Consider the following 16591-nt stretch of genomic DNA (forward strand, 5'->3'; position numbering starts at 1 on the left):
CTGTTGATGGAAGCATTATACTACATTGGGACATTTTCCTTTATGGTATATTAGGACATTATCATAAATGGTTCATAAAATGTTTATAAAATATGAAAAAATTGCTTGACAATTCATTGCCTGTATGCTATTTTAAATAAAAATTTAATTCAACGAACTAAACCGATGAAGCGGGAATAAAAACAATCGTGCACCCACAGAGAGTCCGGGAGGCTGAGAGCCGGGCGGTAAGGCAGTTTGTTAAATGGGCCGCTGAGGGCGCATGGAAAGGCAGAATGCGTGCAGAACAAATGCAGAGAATTGCAGACATATCTGATTGAAGCATGAAAGTAGATTCTGCAGAAGCCAAGTATTATGCGACGTAGGACATACGTCAGTTGTCAGGAATATGATGGTATTCCGTTAAGAGCACGATTTTATCGTGAAGCAAGGTGGCACCGCGGGTGAATATTCAGACCCGTCCTTGACAGATATGGAAATTCTGTCCTGGACGGGTTTTTTGTGTACTAGAAAATTACTCCGTAATGTTCCTGTTACACCTAAAAACGCTCTGCGAGGATGCGGCACGTGCACTGTTCAGGTAATAAATCGGGAGGTGTTCTATGTATCCAACGTTTGAAAAAATCAGGGAAATGGCAGCAGGAGATTACAAAAGAATTCCAATCTGCAAAGAGTTATACGCAGACAGCTACACACCAGTAGAGATGATGCGGATTCTGCAAAAGGCGAGTCATCACTGCTATCTGCTGGAAAGCGCCAGCCAGAGCGAAGCGTGGGGCAGGTATTCTTTTCTGGGATATGACCCTTCCATGGAAATCACCTGTACAGACGGAATCCTGCGAATTCGAAAAACCAGTAAGACGGAAACTTTTGGTAGAAGCGGCAATGCTGCAGAAAGCAGTACAGAAAGCAGTACAGAAGAGGTTCGACAGGTTGCCCATCCAGGCGATGCTATCCGTGAAATCATCAGTCAGTACAAAAGTCCGGTTATGGACGATATGCCCACATTTACCGGCGGTCTGGTAGGTTACTTCTCCTACGACTACATCAAATACAGTGAACCCAAGCTGGAACTAAAAGATAAGGAACAGCAGGATTTTCGGGATCTGGATCTGATGCTGTTTAATGATGTGATCGCATTCGACCACTACCGTCAGAAGGTTTTTCTTATTACAGGTGTGATGACAGATGATCTGGAAAAGTCCTATAAACAGGCCTGTGAAAAACTGGAAGAAATGACAGAGCTGATCAAAAAGGGTGAGAAAAAAATCTTTCCTCCGATCAGGCTTAAATCTGAAATCCAGTCTCAGTTCCCTAAAGAAAAATATTGCCAGATGGTGGAAACGGCGAAGCATTATATCCACGAGGGCGATATTTTCCAGGTGGTTTTGTCAAACCCCATGAGGGCAAAAGCAGAGGGCAGCCTGTTTGATACTTACCGTGTTCTGAGAGCCACCAACCCATCCCCCTACATGTTCTATTTTTCCAGTGATGACATTGAAATCGCAGGTGCCTCCCCGGAGACACTGGTGAAATTAGATCATGGCAAGTTAAGCACTTTCCCACTGGCAGGAACAAGGCCGCGAGGAAAAACACCGGAAGAGGACAAAGCACTGGAAGCGGATCTTCTTCAGGATGAAAAAGAGCTTGCCGAGCACAACATGCTTGTGGATCTGGGAAGAAACGATATTGGAAAAATCAGTGAGCTTGGCAGCGTAAAAATAGAAAAATATCTGACTGTGGAACGTTATTCCTGTGTCATGCACCTGGGCTCCACAGTAACAGGAACCATCAAAAAGGGTAAAGATGCCATAGACGCGGTGGATGCCATCTTACCTGCAGGAACCCTTTCAGGGGCACCGAAATTCCGTGCCTGCCAGATCATTCAGGAACTGGAACAAAGCAAGAGAGGCATTTACGGCGGTGCAATCGGATATGTGGATTTCACAGGAAATCTGGATGTGTGCATTGCAATCCGTCTGGTATATAAGAAAAAAGATGAAATCTGTATCCGGTCGGGAGCCGGAATCGTGGCAGACAGCGTACCGGAAAAAGAATTTGAAGAGTGCCAGAATAAGGCAAGAGCGGTGGTAAGGGCCATCAGCCAGGCAGAGGAGGGATTAGAATGATTTTACTGATTGATAATTACGACAGCTTTTCCTATAACCTGTATCAGCTGATCGGGTCCGTTAATCCGGATATTCAGGTGGTTCGAAATGACGAAATTTCCCTGGGAGAAATAGAGAAGCTGGCACCGGAAGCAATTGTTCTTTCCCCGGGTCCTGGAAGACCGGAGGAGGCAGGCATCTGTATTCCGGTGATCAAAGAGTTCGCTGGAAAAATCCCAATTCTGGGTGTGTGTCTGGGACATCAGAGCATCTGCGAAGCCTTTGGCGGAGTGGTTTCCTATGCAAAAGAACTGAAGCATGGGAAAAGAGATGAGATGATCCAGTGCGGTTCCAATGTCCTGTTTAAAGGACTCCCGAAAAAGTTCCCGGCAGCAAGATATCATTCCCTGGCAGCAATAGAAGAGACTCTTCCGGAGGAGCTGGTTGTGACAGCCAGAGCAGAAGATGGAGAAATCATGGCAGTGGAGCATAAGGAATATCCGGTTTATGGTGTACAGTTTCATCCTGAGTCTGTTATGACTCCCGATGGAAGGAAGATGATTGAGAATTTTCTAGAGCGTGTTTGAAAAAGGCTTTCTGCAAGATGTGCGTCACAATTTGTGGGAGATTTTGTCCGGATGAGGGCGCCGTAGCGGGCTACGGCAACCGAATTCGGGCAAAATCTCCCGCAAAGTGGGGCGTGCAGATTGCGGGAATGATTTTTCAAACACGCTCTGGAAGCGCAAGTCAGATTTGACAATTTATAAAGGACAACATCAGAGAGGAGCAGAAAAAATGATCAGAGAAAGTATTATCAAATTATCGAAGAAACAGAACTTAACCTATCTGGAAGCAGAAGAGGTAATGGACGAGATTATGAGCGGAAAAGCTACTCCGGTACAAATGTCAGCCTATCTGACTGCTCTGGCGTTGAAAGGGGAAACTATTGATGAGATTACCGCTTCCGCGGCAGGCATGAGAGCACACTGCATCAAGCTGCTTCATGACATGGATGTACTGGAAATCGTAGGTACTGGTGGAGACGGCTCCAATTCCTTTAACATTTCCACTACTGCCTCCCTTGTGATCGCAGCAGGAGGTGTACCGGTAGCAAAGCATGGAAACAGAGCTGCTTCTTCAAAATCAGGAGCCGCAGATGTGCTGGAAGCTCTGGGCGTTAAGATCACAATTCCACCGGAAAAAAGCCAGGAACTTCTGGAAAAAATCGGAATCTGCTTCCTGTTTGCACAGAACTATCACATTGCAATGAAGTATGTGGCTCCAATCCGTAAAGAGCTGGGAATCCGTACTGTATTTAATATTCTTGGACCGTTAAGCAACCCGGCTGGCGCCAATATGGAGCTGATGGGTGTTTATGATGAAGCCCTTGTTGAGCCTCTTGCGCAGGTCATGGCAAACCTTGGAGTAACAAGAGGAATGGTTGTCTTCGGACAGGACAGTCTGGATGAAATTTCCATGAGTGCACCGACTTCTGTATGCGAGATCAAAGATGGCAAATTTACATCCTATGTACTCACTCCGGAGCAGTTTGGCTATGAGCGCTGCACAAAAGAGGAGCTTCAGGGAGGAACCCCGCAGGAGAACGCCGAAATCACAAAAGCAATTCTGGAAGGCAAAGAGACAGGTGGGAAACGTCATGCAGTTTGCCTGAATGCTGGTGCCGCACTTTATATTGCAGGCAAAGCAGCTTCCATTGAAGCAGGTGTGAAGATGGCAGAGCAGCTGATCGACAGCGGGGCTGCACTGAAGAAACTGGAAGAATTTATACAAAAGAGTAATCAGGAGTGAAAAATAAACACAAATAATAACAAAAATAACAATAATCACATCACAAAACAAAATAGCACTGAAAAATAACAATATAACTCATTTGGATAAAGATGACGACAAGAGAGAATGACATCACAGAGAGTTTTACAGGAGATAGAATGAGTATTTTAAACGAGATAGCAGCGCGCACAAAAGAGCGTATTGCGGAGGAAAAATTTAAATTCCCATTAAGGGAACTTATCTCACAGCAGAATTCCGATCTGGCGAAACATGCCGAGGAAAAAATCTCTTTTCTGGAGGCATTAAAAAAGCCGGGAATGTCTTACATCTGTGAAGTAAAAAAAGCATCTCCTTCAAAAGGATTGATCGCACCAGATTTTCCTTATCTGGACATTGCAAAGGAATATGAGCAGGCCGGTGCTTCTGCAATCTCCTGCCTCACAGAGCCCTTTTATTTCCAGGGCGCAGACAGGTATTTGCAGGAAATTTCCCAGGCAGTGAATATTCCGGTGCTTCGAAAGGATTTTACAGTAGATGAGTACATGCTCTACCAGGCAAAAGCATTTGGGGCTTCCGCTGTACTTCTGATTTGTGCGATTCTTGATAACAGCCAGTTAAAAGCCTTTGGGGAACTGGCACAGGAGCTGGGGCTGGATGCTCTGGTAGAAGCTCATGATCAGTGGGAAGTGGACCGTGCTTTGAATCTTGGAGCAAAAATCGTGGGAGTGAACAACCGGAATCTCCATGATTTTACCGTTGATATGGGAAACAGTATCAGACTGCGGAACATGGCACCTGCTGATACGGTGTTTGTTTCCGAAAGTGGTATTAAGACAGCGGAGGATATCCGTATATTATATGAAAACAAAGTAGATGCAGTCCTGATCGGGGAGACCTTAATGCGCAGCCCTGACAAGAAAGCGGCACTTGGGGCATTAAATGCAGGGATTGTCTGAGCTGACTCATGGTGATAAGTGATATTCCATGCACGCTCTGGCAATCGGAGATGTATAATGTGCTGATAAAATAGTTGGAAAATAAAAAATTAATGAAAAGGAACGAAACAGTATGGCAAAATTAAAAATTTGCGGTCTGACCTGCAAAGAGGATATTGAAGCTGTAAATGGAGCAAAACCGGATTTTGCGGGATTCATAATTGAAGTTCCGGGAAGAAGACGAAGCCTTACGGCAGAACAGGTCAAAGTCCTGGTTAAGGGACTGGACAAGGAAATCCTTCCCGTAGGTGTATTCGTAAACGCTGCCCCGGAACTCCCCATTTCCTTATTAAGAGATGGCACCCTATGGGCAGCCCAGCTTCACGGGGATGAAGACGAAGACTACATCGAAAAAATCCAGAATATGACCGGAAAGCCTGTAATCAAGGCCTTTTCCATAAAAACACCTGAAGATGTACAGCGGGCCCTTCGAAGCCCTGCCGACTACATCCTCTTAGACCAGGGCGCAGGAGGAACCGGCGAACCTTTCGACTGGACCCTGGTTCCCCCAGTCCGCCGCCCATTCTTCCTTGCCGGAGGAATCGGTCCCGAAAACCTCCGCAGCGCCATCGGAACCTTACACCCATGGGCTGTAGACCTGAGCAGCAGCCTGGAAACCGATGGAAGAAAAGACCGGGCGAAAATCCAGCAGATTGCCCGTATGCTGAAGCAGATTAATACACTGGAAGCATACAGAAAAGAGCGAGAAGCAGATTTAGAGTGAAGAAAGTAATTCATATACAAAACAGCGAAACGAAAGGAACCAACACTATGTCAAACGGAAGATTTGGAATCCACGGCGGCCAGTATATCCCCGAAACTCTGATGAACGCGGTGATCGAACTGGAAGAAGCCTACAACCATTATAAAGACGACCCGGAATTCAACCGGGAGCTTACAGAACTTTTAAATGAATATGCAGGAAGACCATCCCACCTCTACTACGCAGCTCACATGACCGAAGACCTTGGCGGCGCAAAGGTTTATCTAAAAAGAGAAGACTTAAACCACACCGGCGCCCACAAGATCAACAACGTCTTAGGTCAGGTGCTTCTTGCAAAAAAAATGGGCAAAACCCGTGTCATCGCGGAAACTGGAGCCGGACAGCACGGTGTAGCCACAGCCACAGCAGCAGCCCTTATGGGAATGGAATGCGAGGTATTCATGGGAAAAGAAGATACCGAGCGCCAGGCATTAAATGTATATAAGATGCGTCTCCTTGGAGCAAAAGTTCATCCTGTAACCTCCGGAACTGCCACCCTGAAAGATGCCGTATCCGAGACCATGCGTGAATGGACCAACCGTATAGCAGATACCCATTATGTACTGGGCTCCGTTATGGGCCCTCACCCTTTCCCAACCATTGTCCGCGATTTCCAGGCAGTTATCTCCAAAGAAATCAAAGAACAGATGCTGGAAAAAGAAGGCAGGCTTCCAGATGCAGTACTTGCCTGTGTAGGCGGCGGCTCCAATGCCATCGGAACCTTTTACCACTTTATTGAAGACAAAGATGTACAGCTGATCGGCTGCGAGGCAGCAGGCCGCGGCGTAAATACTGCAGAGACCGCAGCCACCATTGCCACTGGCAGACTTGGAATCTTCCATGGAATGAAATCCTATTTCTGCCAGGACGAGTACGGACAGATCGCGCCGGTTTACTCTATTTCCGCAGGACTGGATTATCCGGGAATCGGACCGGAGCATGCCCACCTTTACGACACTGGCCGTGCCCAGTATGTACCTGTAACAGATGAAGAAGCAGTAGAAGCCTTTGAATATCTTTCCAAAACAGAAGGAATCATTCCTGCCATTGAAAGCGCCCACGCTGTTGCCTATGCAAGAAAAATCGTGCCGCAGATGGGCAGGGATCAGTGCGTAGTTATCACTATTTCCGGCCGGGGCGACAAAGACTGTGCAGCAATCGCAAGATACAGAGGGGAGGATATCCATGAGTAACCGAATTTCAGAAGCATTTGCAAAAGGAAAAGCATTTATCCCATTTATCACCTGCGGAGATCCATCTCTGGAGATCACCGAGCAGCTTGTCTATGCAATGGAGGAAGCAGGTGCAGACCTTATTGAGCTTGGAATCCCGTTTTCCGACCCGACAGCAGAAGGTCCTGTGATCCAGGAAGCCAATGTGCGTGCACTGAGCGGCGGAGTAACCACAGACAAGATCTTTGACATGGTGGTAAAAATCCGTAAAAAAACCAGTATCCCAATGGTATTTATGACTTACGCAAACGTTGTTTTTTCCTATGGAACAGAGCGTTTCATCAGGAAAGCAGCAGAAATCGGAATGGATGGACTGATTCTTCCTGATGTACCTTTTGAGGAAAAAGAGGAGTTCGATGTGGTCTGCAAACAGTATGGTCTGGAGCTGATTTCCCTGATCGCCCCCACATCCCACGACCGGATCACCCGGATTGCAAAAGAGGCAAATGGCTTCGTATACTGCGTTTCCTCCCTTGGCGTAACCGGAACCAGAACCCAGATCACCACCGATATCGGAGCGATGGTGAAGCTGGTAAAAGCTGCAAAGGACATTCCCTGTGCAGTAGGCTTCGGCATCTCCACCCCGGAGCAGGCAAAGAAAATGGCTGCCCAGTCTGACGGTGCGATTGTAGGCTCCGCCATTGTGAAAATTTGTGCCGCACATGGAGAAAACTGCGTCCCATATGTAAAGGATTATGTAAAGTCTATGAAAGACGCTGTGCGTGAGGCTTAAGCAGGAAGAATATAAAAAATGGAAAAGAAATGCTTCAGTTTTTCCAAAAATAAGCAGAACAGACCAAAAAAATTTAGCTTGTTTTCATTCTAAAAAGACTATAAAAGAGGGCAAAAGCGTTGACATTTTGCCCTCTTTTTTTTATAGTATCATATGTGAATTGATTTTATGTGTAAAATAAATGGTAATGAAAAAGAGGAATGAAGTTGGAGAAAAAACTGGTATTTATTTTTAATCCCAAAGCAGGGAAGGGCAAGATCAAGACATCTCTGATGGATATAGTAGATATCTTTAATAAAGGCGGTTATGAGGTGATCATCCGCGCAACTCAGGCCCCGAAGGATGCCTATGAACAGGTGAAGAAATATGCAGACAAGGTGGATCTGATCGTCTGCAGCGGCGGTGACGGCACGCTGGATGAAGTGGTTACAGGAATTACCGAGGTGGGAAGCAAGGTTCCGGTCGGATACATACCGGCAGGAAGCACCAACGACTTTGCCAACAGCCTTTTTATGCCGAAAAATATGCTGGATGCGGCATCTATGATCATGAAGGAAGAGATTTACAGATGCGACGTAGGCAGATTTAACAGCCAGACTTTTGCCTATGTAGCTGCTTTTGGTCTTTTTACAGATGTGTCGTATGAGACAAGTCAGGACCTGAAGAACATTTTGGGCCATCTTGCTTATGTCCTGGAAGGTGCCAAGAGACTTCTGGATATCAAGGCTTACCATATGAAAGTGACAACAGAGAATGGTGTGATCGAAGATAATTTTATCTACGGCATGGTCACCAATTCCAGATCTGTGGGCGGATTTAAGAACCTGACCAAGGATGTGGATATGAACGACGGCCTTTTTGAGGTCACTTTGATTGTACAGCCTAAGAACCCGCTGGAAATGCAGGAGATTGTCCGGAATCTTCTCAACATGGAGGATAATTCTGACCTGATCTATTCTTTCAAGGCCCGGAAGCTTACAGTTGAAGCAGAGGAAGAAGTAGCATGGACACTGGATGGTGAGTACGGCGGAAGCCCAAGGCTGGTAGAGATTGAGAATCTGCAGCAGGCACTGAATCTTTGCCTGAAGAGCGACAAGTAAACAGGGTGAGACCGGCTGGTATCACCAGAGAGAATTTTTGCGCGTTTTTTGCCTTGCACCTGTGAAAGCATTAAGTGCTTACATGTGAAAAAATAAGAACCAGTAATGTGTGATGAATCGTTGTTTATGGAGAGAAGGTACCGCAGATAAATGGCAGCCTGGGGAAATAAGCAGCGAGATGAACGAGAGGAGAGGAACAATGGGAGATTATGTTAATGTGAAGGAATTATTCGGATGTGATGTATTCAATGATTCCGTCATGCAGGACCGTCTGCCGAAGAAGGTTTACAAAGAGCTGAAGAAAACCATTGAAGAGGGCAAGGAGCTTTCCATGGAGGTTGCAGATGTGGTTGCCCACGAGATGAAGGAATGGGCCATCGAGAAGGGGGCCACTCATTACAGTCACTGGTTTCAGCCCCTTACAGGCGTAACTGCAGAGAAGCACGATGCATTTATCACCGCACCTATGGAGAATGGAAAAGTCCTTCAGAGCTTTTCCGGTAAAGAGCTGATCAAGGGAGAGCCGGATGCATCTTCTTTTCCATCTGGCGGACTTCGTGCCACCTTTGAGGCAAGAGGCTATACAACATGGGATTGTACCTCACCGGCTTTTGTAAGACATGATGCAGCAGGCGGAACCTTATGCATTCCTACCGCTTTCTGTTCCTATACAGGAGAAGCGCTGGATCAGAAGACACCGCTTCTTCGTTCTATGGAAGCCATCAATACACAGGCGTTAAGACTTCTCAGACTTTTCGGAAATACGACCTCCAGGAGAGTGACACCATCTGTTGGTGCAGAGCAGGAGTATTTCCTTGTTGATAAAGAGAAATATATGCAGAGAAAGGATCTGGTTTACACCGGACGCACTCTTTTCGGAGCCATGCCTCCGAAAGGACAGGAGATGGATGACCATTATTTCGGAACCATCCGTCAGAGAGTTTCCGCATATATGAAAGAAGTAAATGAAGAGTGCTGGAAGCTGGGAGTTACAGCCAAGACCCAGCACAATGAGGTTGCACCGGCACAGCATGAGCTTGCGCCGATCTATGCACCTGTTAATATTGCAGCAGATCACAACCAGATCATGATGCGTATCCTGAAAAAGGTGGCAAGCCGTCATGGCATGCGCTGTCTGCTTCACGAGAAACCTTTTGCAGGATTGAATGGTTCTGGTAAGCACAATAACTGGTCCCTGACTACTGATGACGGAATTAATCTTCTGGAGCCGGGGAAGACACCACATGAGAACATTCAGTTCCTTCTGGTTCTGACCTGTATCCTGAAAGCAGTTGACAAGCATGCAGATCTTCTTCGTGAGTCCGCTGCAGATGTTGGAAATGACAAGCGCCTTGGCGGTCATGAGGCTCCGCCAGCTGTTATTTCGGTTTTCCTTGGAGAGCAGCTTGAGGATGTGCTGGAGCAGCTGATCAGCACTGGTACTGCTACAAGAAGTAAGACCGGGGAGAAAATGGATACAGGCGTTAAGACGCTTCCGGATTTCATGAAGGATGCTACAGACCGTAACCGTACTTCACCCTTTGCTTTTACCGGCAATAAATTCGAGTTTCGTATGGTTGGTTCCAAGGATTCCATTTCCGCATGCAATGTGGTGCTGAATACCATTACTGCTGAGGCGTTTAAGGAAGCCTGCGATGTTCTGGAGAGCGCAGAAGACTTTGATCTGGCAGTCCATGATCTGATCAAGGAATATGCTACCCAGCATCAGAGAATCGTATTTAACGGCAATGGCTATGCTCCTGAATGGGAAAAAGAGGCACGCCGCCGCGGACTTCCTGTTCTGCCATCTATGGTAGATGCCATTCCGGCACTTACTACAGATAAGGCTGTAGAACTGTTCGGAGAATTTGGAGTATTTACAAAGACTGAGCTGGAGTCCAGAGCGGAGATCCAGTATGAGATTTATGCGAAAGCAATTAACATCGAAGCGAAAACCATGGTGGACATGGCAACCAAGCAGATCATTCCGGCAGTTATCAAGTATACAACTGTACTGGCAGAGTCCATCAATCAGGTGAAGGCAGTTGGACCAATTGACGTGAGCGTTCAGATGGATCTTCTGAAGAAAGCAAGCAAGCTTCTGAAAGAAGTGAACAGTACCATGAATAAGCTGAGCAAGCTGGTAGATCAGATCGAGACGCATCCGGAAGGACGTGACAGGGCAGTGTTCTGCAGAGAGAAACTGGTTCCGGCAATGGAGAAATTAAGAGAGCCGGTTGACGAACTGGAAATGTTAGTGGATAAAGATATGTGGCCGATGCCATCTTATGGAGATCTGGTGTTTGAGCCGTAAAGTGATCAGGAGGACTGCAGCCGCAGTCCTCTTTTCAATTAAAGAGGTAAAGTGAAAGCAGGAAAAAGATGAGTGAATTTGATTTTTTAGAGGAACAAGGTGTCAGTGCGGCACTTATTAAGGCTGCGGATGAGTTTCGACAGGAATATGGTGTTTCAGAGGAAGCGAAGCACAGACGGATAAAACCGGCGCTGCCATTTTATGGGAAGGAAACACTGGAGATGGCCATGGCAGCGGTGCTGGAGCAGGAGAATCTGCTTCTGGCAGGACCGAAGGCTACGGGAAAGAATGTGCTGGCAGAGAATCTGGCATATATTTTCGGGAGACCGGTGTATAACGTGTCCTTCCATGTGAATACAAACAGCGGTGACCTGATTGGAACAGATACTTTCGTGGATAATCAGGTGAAGCTGCGTAAGGGAAGCATTTACCAGTGTGCTGAGGAAGGCGGATTCGGTATTCTGGATGAGATCAATATGGCGAAGAATGATGCGGTTTCTGTACTTCACGCCACATTGGATTACCGCCGGTCTATTGATGTGCCAGGATATGACAAAATAGACCTTCACCCGGCGGCAAGATTTATTGGAACCATGAACTACGGGTATGCCGGAACCAAGGAGCTGAATGAGGCTCTGGTTTCCCGTTTTCTGGTAATCGACATGCCCGCACAGAATGAGGAAACGCTTGGATTTATTTTCAACAGGATGTTCCCGGATGCAAAGAAAGAGGTTGTGGAGCAGTTTATAGGAGTATTTCTGGATCTGCAGCAGAAATCCATGAACAGTGAGATTTCCACAAAGCCGCTGGATCTTCGCGGCCTGCTTGCTGCCATGAAGATCGTGCGTACCGGGCTTTCCCCATGGCAGGCGGTACGCATGGGCATTGTGAATAAAACATTTGATGTGTTTGAGAAGGAAATCGTGGAGGATGTGGTGAGAACCAGGATTCCACAGGGCTGGACACGGGAAGATGTTTATGGAGAATAAAGAAAACGAATCTTTAAAAATTTCTGCCAAATTGGTTGATCTTGAAGATGCAGAGGAATTTTTGAAGAAATCAGCTATTGGGAAAGAAAAAATTAAAATTGCAGCTGGGGATAAGAAATCAGAAAAAGTTTCAATGGAAGTACCTGTAGCGGAGAAAAGCGAAAATTTTCAGGCAAGAGAGGATAACTGTGAAGAACTGAATCTCCAGGATTATCAATTAGAGCTGGAAAACCGTATCCGAAATCTGCTCTGGACTATCAGCGGGGACTACACCCAGCAGATGAAGCCGGATGTTTCCCTGTTCCTCAGGTCAAAGGATATTGCATTGTATGATGGAATTAAGCAGGGCGCATTGGCGAAATTCTTCGATAAAGATTTTCTGGGAATGTATCTGGTGAAAAAAATCTTCATGGGCGCGGATGAAGCTGCGCTTACCTTTGTTTCGCAGCTCTGTATTGAAGAAGCCATCGGAGAACGGATTTGTGAACAGCGCCCTGGGATCTGGGAGATGCAGAGGAAAGCCTGCGAGGACATACTGGATCAGGAATATGAGACTATGCCGTCGGCAGCAGATAAGCTGGGCTATCTGAGAGTGAACCTGCTGAGAAGGCGGATTGACAGAGGGGAAAATGCGGATGCATCAAACAAAACCATAACAAATATAACAGAAAAAGAACAAAAAGATAGAAAACATAAAGGAATCTATCACTATATTGATCTGATTTCCAGTGCAGCAGAGACTGCGGATACAATGTCTTTAATCCGCATCATAGATACTGTATACAATGAAGTCGCTGACCTTGATTTTTCCAAAAAGGCAACCCTTGAGCAGGTGCTTGCTGTCACTATGGAGGATCTGACGGAGTTCGACTGGCATGACTATCTTTCCGAAGAAATGTATGAGGACGCACTGGAAAGCTATATGGAGCAGCTTACCTCCAATGTGGCGGGCATGGAGAATGCGGATGTCACTCGGGAGATGGAAGAGGAACGGCAGTCGAAACAGAAAATTACAGTTCTGCCTCAGGAGGCTTTGGAAAAAGCCCACACCTATGTAGAGCTGAATTTTGGAAAAACGTATCTGAGCGAGCTGGAAGAGAAGCGGATGAACCAGCTGATGTGCCGTGACATCCACAGCGACTGCAGCCTGTATTTTACTGAGGGGATTCTGAAAAGTCCGGTAAAACGAAATTACCAGTATGAATATGCAAAAAGGTTGAAAAATAAGAATATCTGGCTTTATCATGACAAACACCGCATTGTGAAGCGGAATATCGCCCTACTCACAGAAATGCTGAAAAAGTCACTGGTCATCAAAAGTGAAAATCAGGAGATTCTTTCAGACAGAGGAATGATTGTTCCATCAAGGCTGTGGCGGCTTGGAAGAAGCAGTGATGCACAGGTTTTTAAGCGGGAATTGAAGGGAGATTCTTCTGATTTTGTGGTAGATGTGCTGATCGATGCCAGTGGTTCCCAGATGAGCCGCCAGGGTGAGGTAGCGCTGCAGGCATACATTATCAGCGAGGCACTTAGCAATGCAGAGCTGCCCCACAGAGTGATGAGCTACTGCACTTTCTGGGATTATACCATTCTCCACCGCTTCAGAGAATATGACGACCCAAGAAGTGCAAATGAAAATATATTTAACTATGTAACATCATCCAACAACCGTGACGGACTTGCCATTCGGGCAGCAGGATACGGTCTGCTGAACCGAGAGGAAGAGAAAAAGATTCTGATCATTCTCAGTGATGGACGTCCTTACGATGTTATTGTCAATCGTCCCAATGCAAAGAATCCGGCACCGTATCATGGGAAGTACGCAATTACCGACACTGCAGCCCAGATCCGTAAGCTGCGCAGCCAGGGAGTGAGCGTGCTGGGTGTTTTCGCCGGGGAAGAGAAAGATCTGGCGACGGAGAAGAAGATTTTTGGAAAGGATTTTGCATATATCCGAAATATTACCGGATTTTCCAAAATCGTTGGAAGATATCTTACAAAGCAATTGGAGGATGATGAATAAGAAAGCAGAATACGGAGGTAACGCCATGTTCCAAAATAACAAAAAAGCTGCCTTCCTGGACTACCTGATGATCATTGTGGGTACAGCCCTTATGGCAACTGCCATAAACAGTGTTTTCGATATGTCCGGTATGGTAACCGGAGGATTTTCTGGTATTGCGATCCTGGTAAAAGAGTGGACGGAGGGAGTCGTGCCGGGAGGCATCCCACTGTGGATCACGAATTTAAGTCTGAATATCCCGCTGTTTCTGATCGGAATGAAGCTCAGTGGATTCCAGTTTGTGAAAAGGGCACTGGTGGGAGAAATCTGCCTGTCATTCTGGCTGGCGGTTCTTCCGGCATTTGATATTGCAGGAAATGATCTTTTGCTGGCAGCCGTTTATGGTGGTGTAATCCAGGGGATTGGAATCGGACTTGTGTTTCTTGGAAGAGGAACTACCGGTGGCACAGACATGATGGCGGCACTGCTGCAACGGAAGCTACGCCATTATTCCATTGCTCAGATTATGCAGTTTATTGATGGAGCCATCGTACTTGTAGGTATGTATGTGTTCGGTGTGCAGAAAGCACTTTATGCCATCATCGCCGTTTATCTTGTAACAAAGGTATCTGACAGCTTGATCGAAGGTCTGAAATTTTCAAAACAGGCGTATATCATTACCAGCAAGCCTGACGAGATTTCCAAAGAAATCATGGACAAACTGGATCGCGGCGTGACCGGAGTCCACGGAAAGGGAATGTACTCCGGCCAGGACAAGCTGCTTCTTTACTGCGTTGTGGGACGCAAGGAGATTGTGGCATTGAAAGAGCTGGTAGACCATATTGACCCGGATGCTTTTGTGATCGTGTCTGACGTGCGTGAAGTCCATGGTGAGGGATTTATTGAACGTAAGTAAAAAGAAAAACTTTACCAAAGCCTTTTGTGCACCGCAAAAAGGGGAAAAATAGGGCTTGAAATTGGAGTGATATAGAAAAAGTTAAAAAAAATTGCTGGAAATTTGTAAATTTTTTCTACTTTCCTCTTCCTTTTTTGGTGATTTTGTATTAAAATAGGTTCATGGATTTTTGGAATCAGTAGATTTTCCTAAGACTGTCTGAGGTTTTGTGCAATATTACAGATTTGAGACCGCGAATTTTGGCACTAATGGACAGCGATTCATGCCGGTTATACCGGCGAACATATAATGTTACTGCTCTCTTTGACGATGTTTTCACTATCCTGGAATACATTGACAGCTGTGAGACCAGTAGCCCTATAATTTACAAGAAGGGACGGAAGGGTAATGATATCAAATCAGGTACTGCAGAATACACTTGAGGGGCTCAGGGAGATATCCAGGACGGAGTTTTGCATTATTGACACAGATGGCAAGACACTGGCGTCCACCTACAGTGAATTTGAGATTCAGCCACAGGATATTCAGGCATTTGTGGAATCCCAGGCTGCCAGCCAGCTTGTGAAAGGTTATCAGTATTTCAAGGTCTGTGATGATTACCAGCTGGAATACATTCTGGTCGCCCACGGAGAAGATGAAGATACTTATATGGTAGGAAAGCTTGCCGCTTTCCAGATCCAGAGCCTGATCGTTGCATATAAGGAGCGTTTTGACAAGGACAGCTTCATTAAGAACCTGCTTCTTGATAACCTGCTTCTGGTAGATATTTATAATCGTGCGAAGAAGCTTCATATTGATGCGGATGTTCGACGGGTGGTTATGATCCTGGAGCTTGAGCAGGAGAGAGAGCACAGCTCCATGGAGAGCGTGAAGAGTCTGTTCGGCGGCAAGAGCAAGGACTTTATCACAGCTGTTGATGAGAAGAGCATTATCATTGTCAAGGAGCTTGAGGAGAATGAAGGATACGAGGAGATGGACAAGCTTGCCCAGACCATCCTTGATACCTTAGGACTTGAGAAAGAGAATACTACACATATTGCATACGGAACTATCGTAAGCGAGCTGAAGGAAGTTTCCCGTTCCTACAAGGAAGCCAGAATGGCTCTTGATGTAGGCAAGATTTTCTCACCTGAGAAGGATGTTATTGCTTACAGCTCTCTTGGAATTGGTCGTCTGATCTATCAGCTTCCGATCCCGCTGTGCAAGATGTTTATTAAGGAGATCTTCGGCGGCAAGTCCCCGGATGATTTTGACGAGGAGACTCTGGTCACCATCGACAAGTTCTTCGAGAACAGCCTGAATGTATCCGAGACCTCCAGACAGCTTTACATTCACCGTAATACTCTGGTTTATCGTCTGGACAAGCTTCAGAAGAGCACCGGACTTGACCTTCGTGTATTCGAGGATGCGATCACATTCAAGATTGCGCTGATGGTTGTAAGATACATGAAGTATATGGAGACTCTGGAGTATTAATTTTCATATCTGTAATTTCTGTGCCTGCTGCATTTGTTTGTGGCAGGCATTTTTCATCTTTTGTGATGTACTAGAGCGTGTTTGAAAACTCTGAACGCGGTATTTGGAAAATATTCCTGGATCTGCTTTGTGTTTCCTTTGTGAAATCTATTGCGTTCTTGGTTTTCTCTGT

General features: G+C 46.1%; 14 protein-coding genes and 1 pseudogene. 14 read left to right on the forward strand and 1 reads right to left on the reverse strand.

The features are described from left to right. Window positions 1-602: 602 nt before the first annotated feature. Together trpE and I4V84_RS12035 are read left to right on the forward strand one after the other, a co-directional pair. Window positions 603-2129, forward strand: a complete 1527-nt coding sequence (trpE, locus tag I4V84_RS12030) for an anthranilate synthase component I (protein WP_195992214.1) — start codon at window positions 603-605, stop codon at window positions 2127-2129. Beyond that, window positions 2126-2695 (forward strand): aminodeoxychorismate/anthranilate synthase component II, encoded by a 570-nt coding sequence (locus tag I4V84_RS12035; RefSeq protein ID WP_118578370.1) that lies wholly within the window; start codon window positions 2126-2128, stop codon window positions 2693-2695. Before trpE ends, I4V84_RS12035 begins: the two co-directional genes overlap by 4 nt. Here I4V84_RS12035 and I4V84_RS20630 read toward each other — a convergent pair. After that, window positions 2629-2775, reverse strand: a pseudogene (locus tag I4V84_RS20630) (DUF6783 domain-containing protein); the annotation flags it as partial. The gene I4V84_RS12035 and the pseudogene I4V84_RS20630 overlap by 67 nt on opposite strands. Between I4V84_RS20630 and I4V84_RS20635 the strand changes: the two are divergent. The 12 genes from I4V84_RS20635 to I4V84_RS12090 all read left to right on the forward strand — a co-directional run bounded on the left by I4V84_RS20635 (window position 2713) and on the right by I4V84_RS12090 (window position 16419). Next, window positions 2713-2865 carry a DUF6783 domain-containing protein gene (locus I4V84_RS20635; protein WP_319017267.1) on the forward strand — a complete coding sequence of 51 codons (153 nt, stop codon included), beginning with the start codon at window positions 2713-2715 and terminating at the stop codon, window positions 2863-2865. The pseudogene I4V84_RS20630 and the gene I4V84_RS20635 sit on opposite strands and share 63 nt — an antisense overlap. Window positions 2866-2903: 38 nt before the next feature. Beyond that, window positions 2904-3917, forward strand: a complete 1014-nt coding sequence (gene trpD / locus I4V84_RS12040; RefSeq protein ID WP_195992216.1) for an anthranilate phosphoribosyltransferase — start codon at window positions 2904-2906, stop codon at window positions 3915-3917. Between the two features lie 140 nt (window positions 3918-4057). Beyond that, a complete protein-coding gene (trpC, locus tag I4V84_RS12045) occupies window positions 4058-4855 on the forward strand; it encodes an indole-3-glycerol phosphate synthase TrpC (RefSeq protein WP_195699035.1) in 798 nt (265 codons plus the stop codon). A 112-nt stretch (window positions 4856-4967) separates the two neighbouring features. Then, on the forward strand, window positions 4968-5618 hold the full coding sequence (locus I4V84_RS12050; RefSeq protein ID WP_173718792.1) for a phosphoribosylanthranilate isomerase: 651 nt from the start codon (window positions 4968-4970) through the stop codon (window positions 5616-5618). A 47-nt stretch (window positions 5619-5665) separates the two neighbouring features. After that, window positions 5666-6850, forward strand: coding sequence for a tryptophan synthase subunit beta (gene trpB, locus I4V84_RS12055; RefSeq protein ID WP_195992340.1), 1185 nt, complete (start codon window positions 5666-5668; stop codon window positions 6848-6850). Beyond that, window positions 6843-7622 (forward strand): tryptophan synthase subunit alpha, encoded by a 780-nt coding sequence (gene trpA / locus I4V84_RS12060; protein WP_118578364.1) that lies wholly within the window; start codon window positions 6843-6845, stop codon window positions 7620-7622. The genes trpB and trpA overlap by 8 nt, the downstream gene beginning before the upstream one ends. A gap of 200 nt (window positions 7623-7822) precedes the next feature. Then, entirely contained in the window at window positions 7823-8722 is a 900-nt protein-coding gene (locus I4V84_RS12065) for a diacylglycerol kinase family protein (protein WP_334285775.1), read from the forward strand. A 199-nt stretch (window positions 8723-8921) separates the two neighbouring features. Beyond that, a complete protein-coding gene (locus I4V84_RS12070; RefSeq protein WP_195992218.1) occupies window positions 8922-11036 on the forward strand; it encodes a glutamine synthetase III in 2115 nt (704 codons plus the stop codon). A gap of 68 nt (window positions 11037-11104) precedes the next feature. Continuing rightward, complete coding sequence (locus tag I4V84_RS12075) at window positions 11105-12025, forward strand: MoxR family ATPase (RefSeq protein ID WP_195992220.1); 921 nt, start codon at window positions 11105-11107, stop codon at window positions 12023-12025. Beyond that, the gene (locus I4V84_RS12080) at window positions 12015-14048 is read left to right on the forward strand and encodes a nitric oxide reductase activation protein (protein WP_334286076.1); all 2034 of its coding nucleotides are present in this window, start codon (window positions 12015-12017) and stop codon (window positions 14046-14048) included. The genes I4V84_RS12075 and I4V84_RS12080 overlap by 11 nt, the downstream gene beginning before the upstream one ends. A gap of 25 nt (window positions 14049-14073) precedes the next feature. After that, the gene (locus tag I4V84_RS12085) at window positions 14074-14943 is read left to right on the forward strand and encodes a YitT family protein (protein WP_173769330.1); all 870 of its coding nucleotides are present in this window, start codon (window positions 14074-14076) and stop codon (window positions 14941-14943) included. 387 nt (window positions 14944-15330) lie between these two features. Further along, on the forward strand, window positions 15331-16419 hold the full coding sequence (locus tag I4V84_RS12090; protein WP_173716296.1) for a helix-turn-helix domain-containing protein: 1089 nt from the start codon (window positions 15331-15333) through the stop codon (window positions 16417-16419). The last annotated feature ends 172 nt before the right edge of the window (window positions 16420-16591 follow it).

The organism is Ruminococcus sp. 1001713B170207_170306_F1 (assembly GCF_015668065.1).
Lineage (GTDB): Bacteria > Bacillota > Clostridia > Lachnospirales > Lachnospiraceae > Blautia_A > Blautia_A faecis.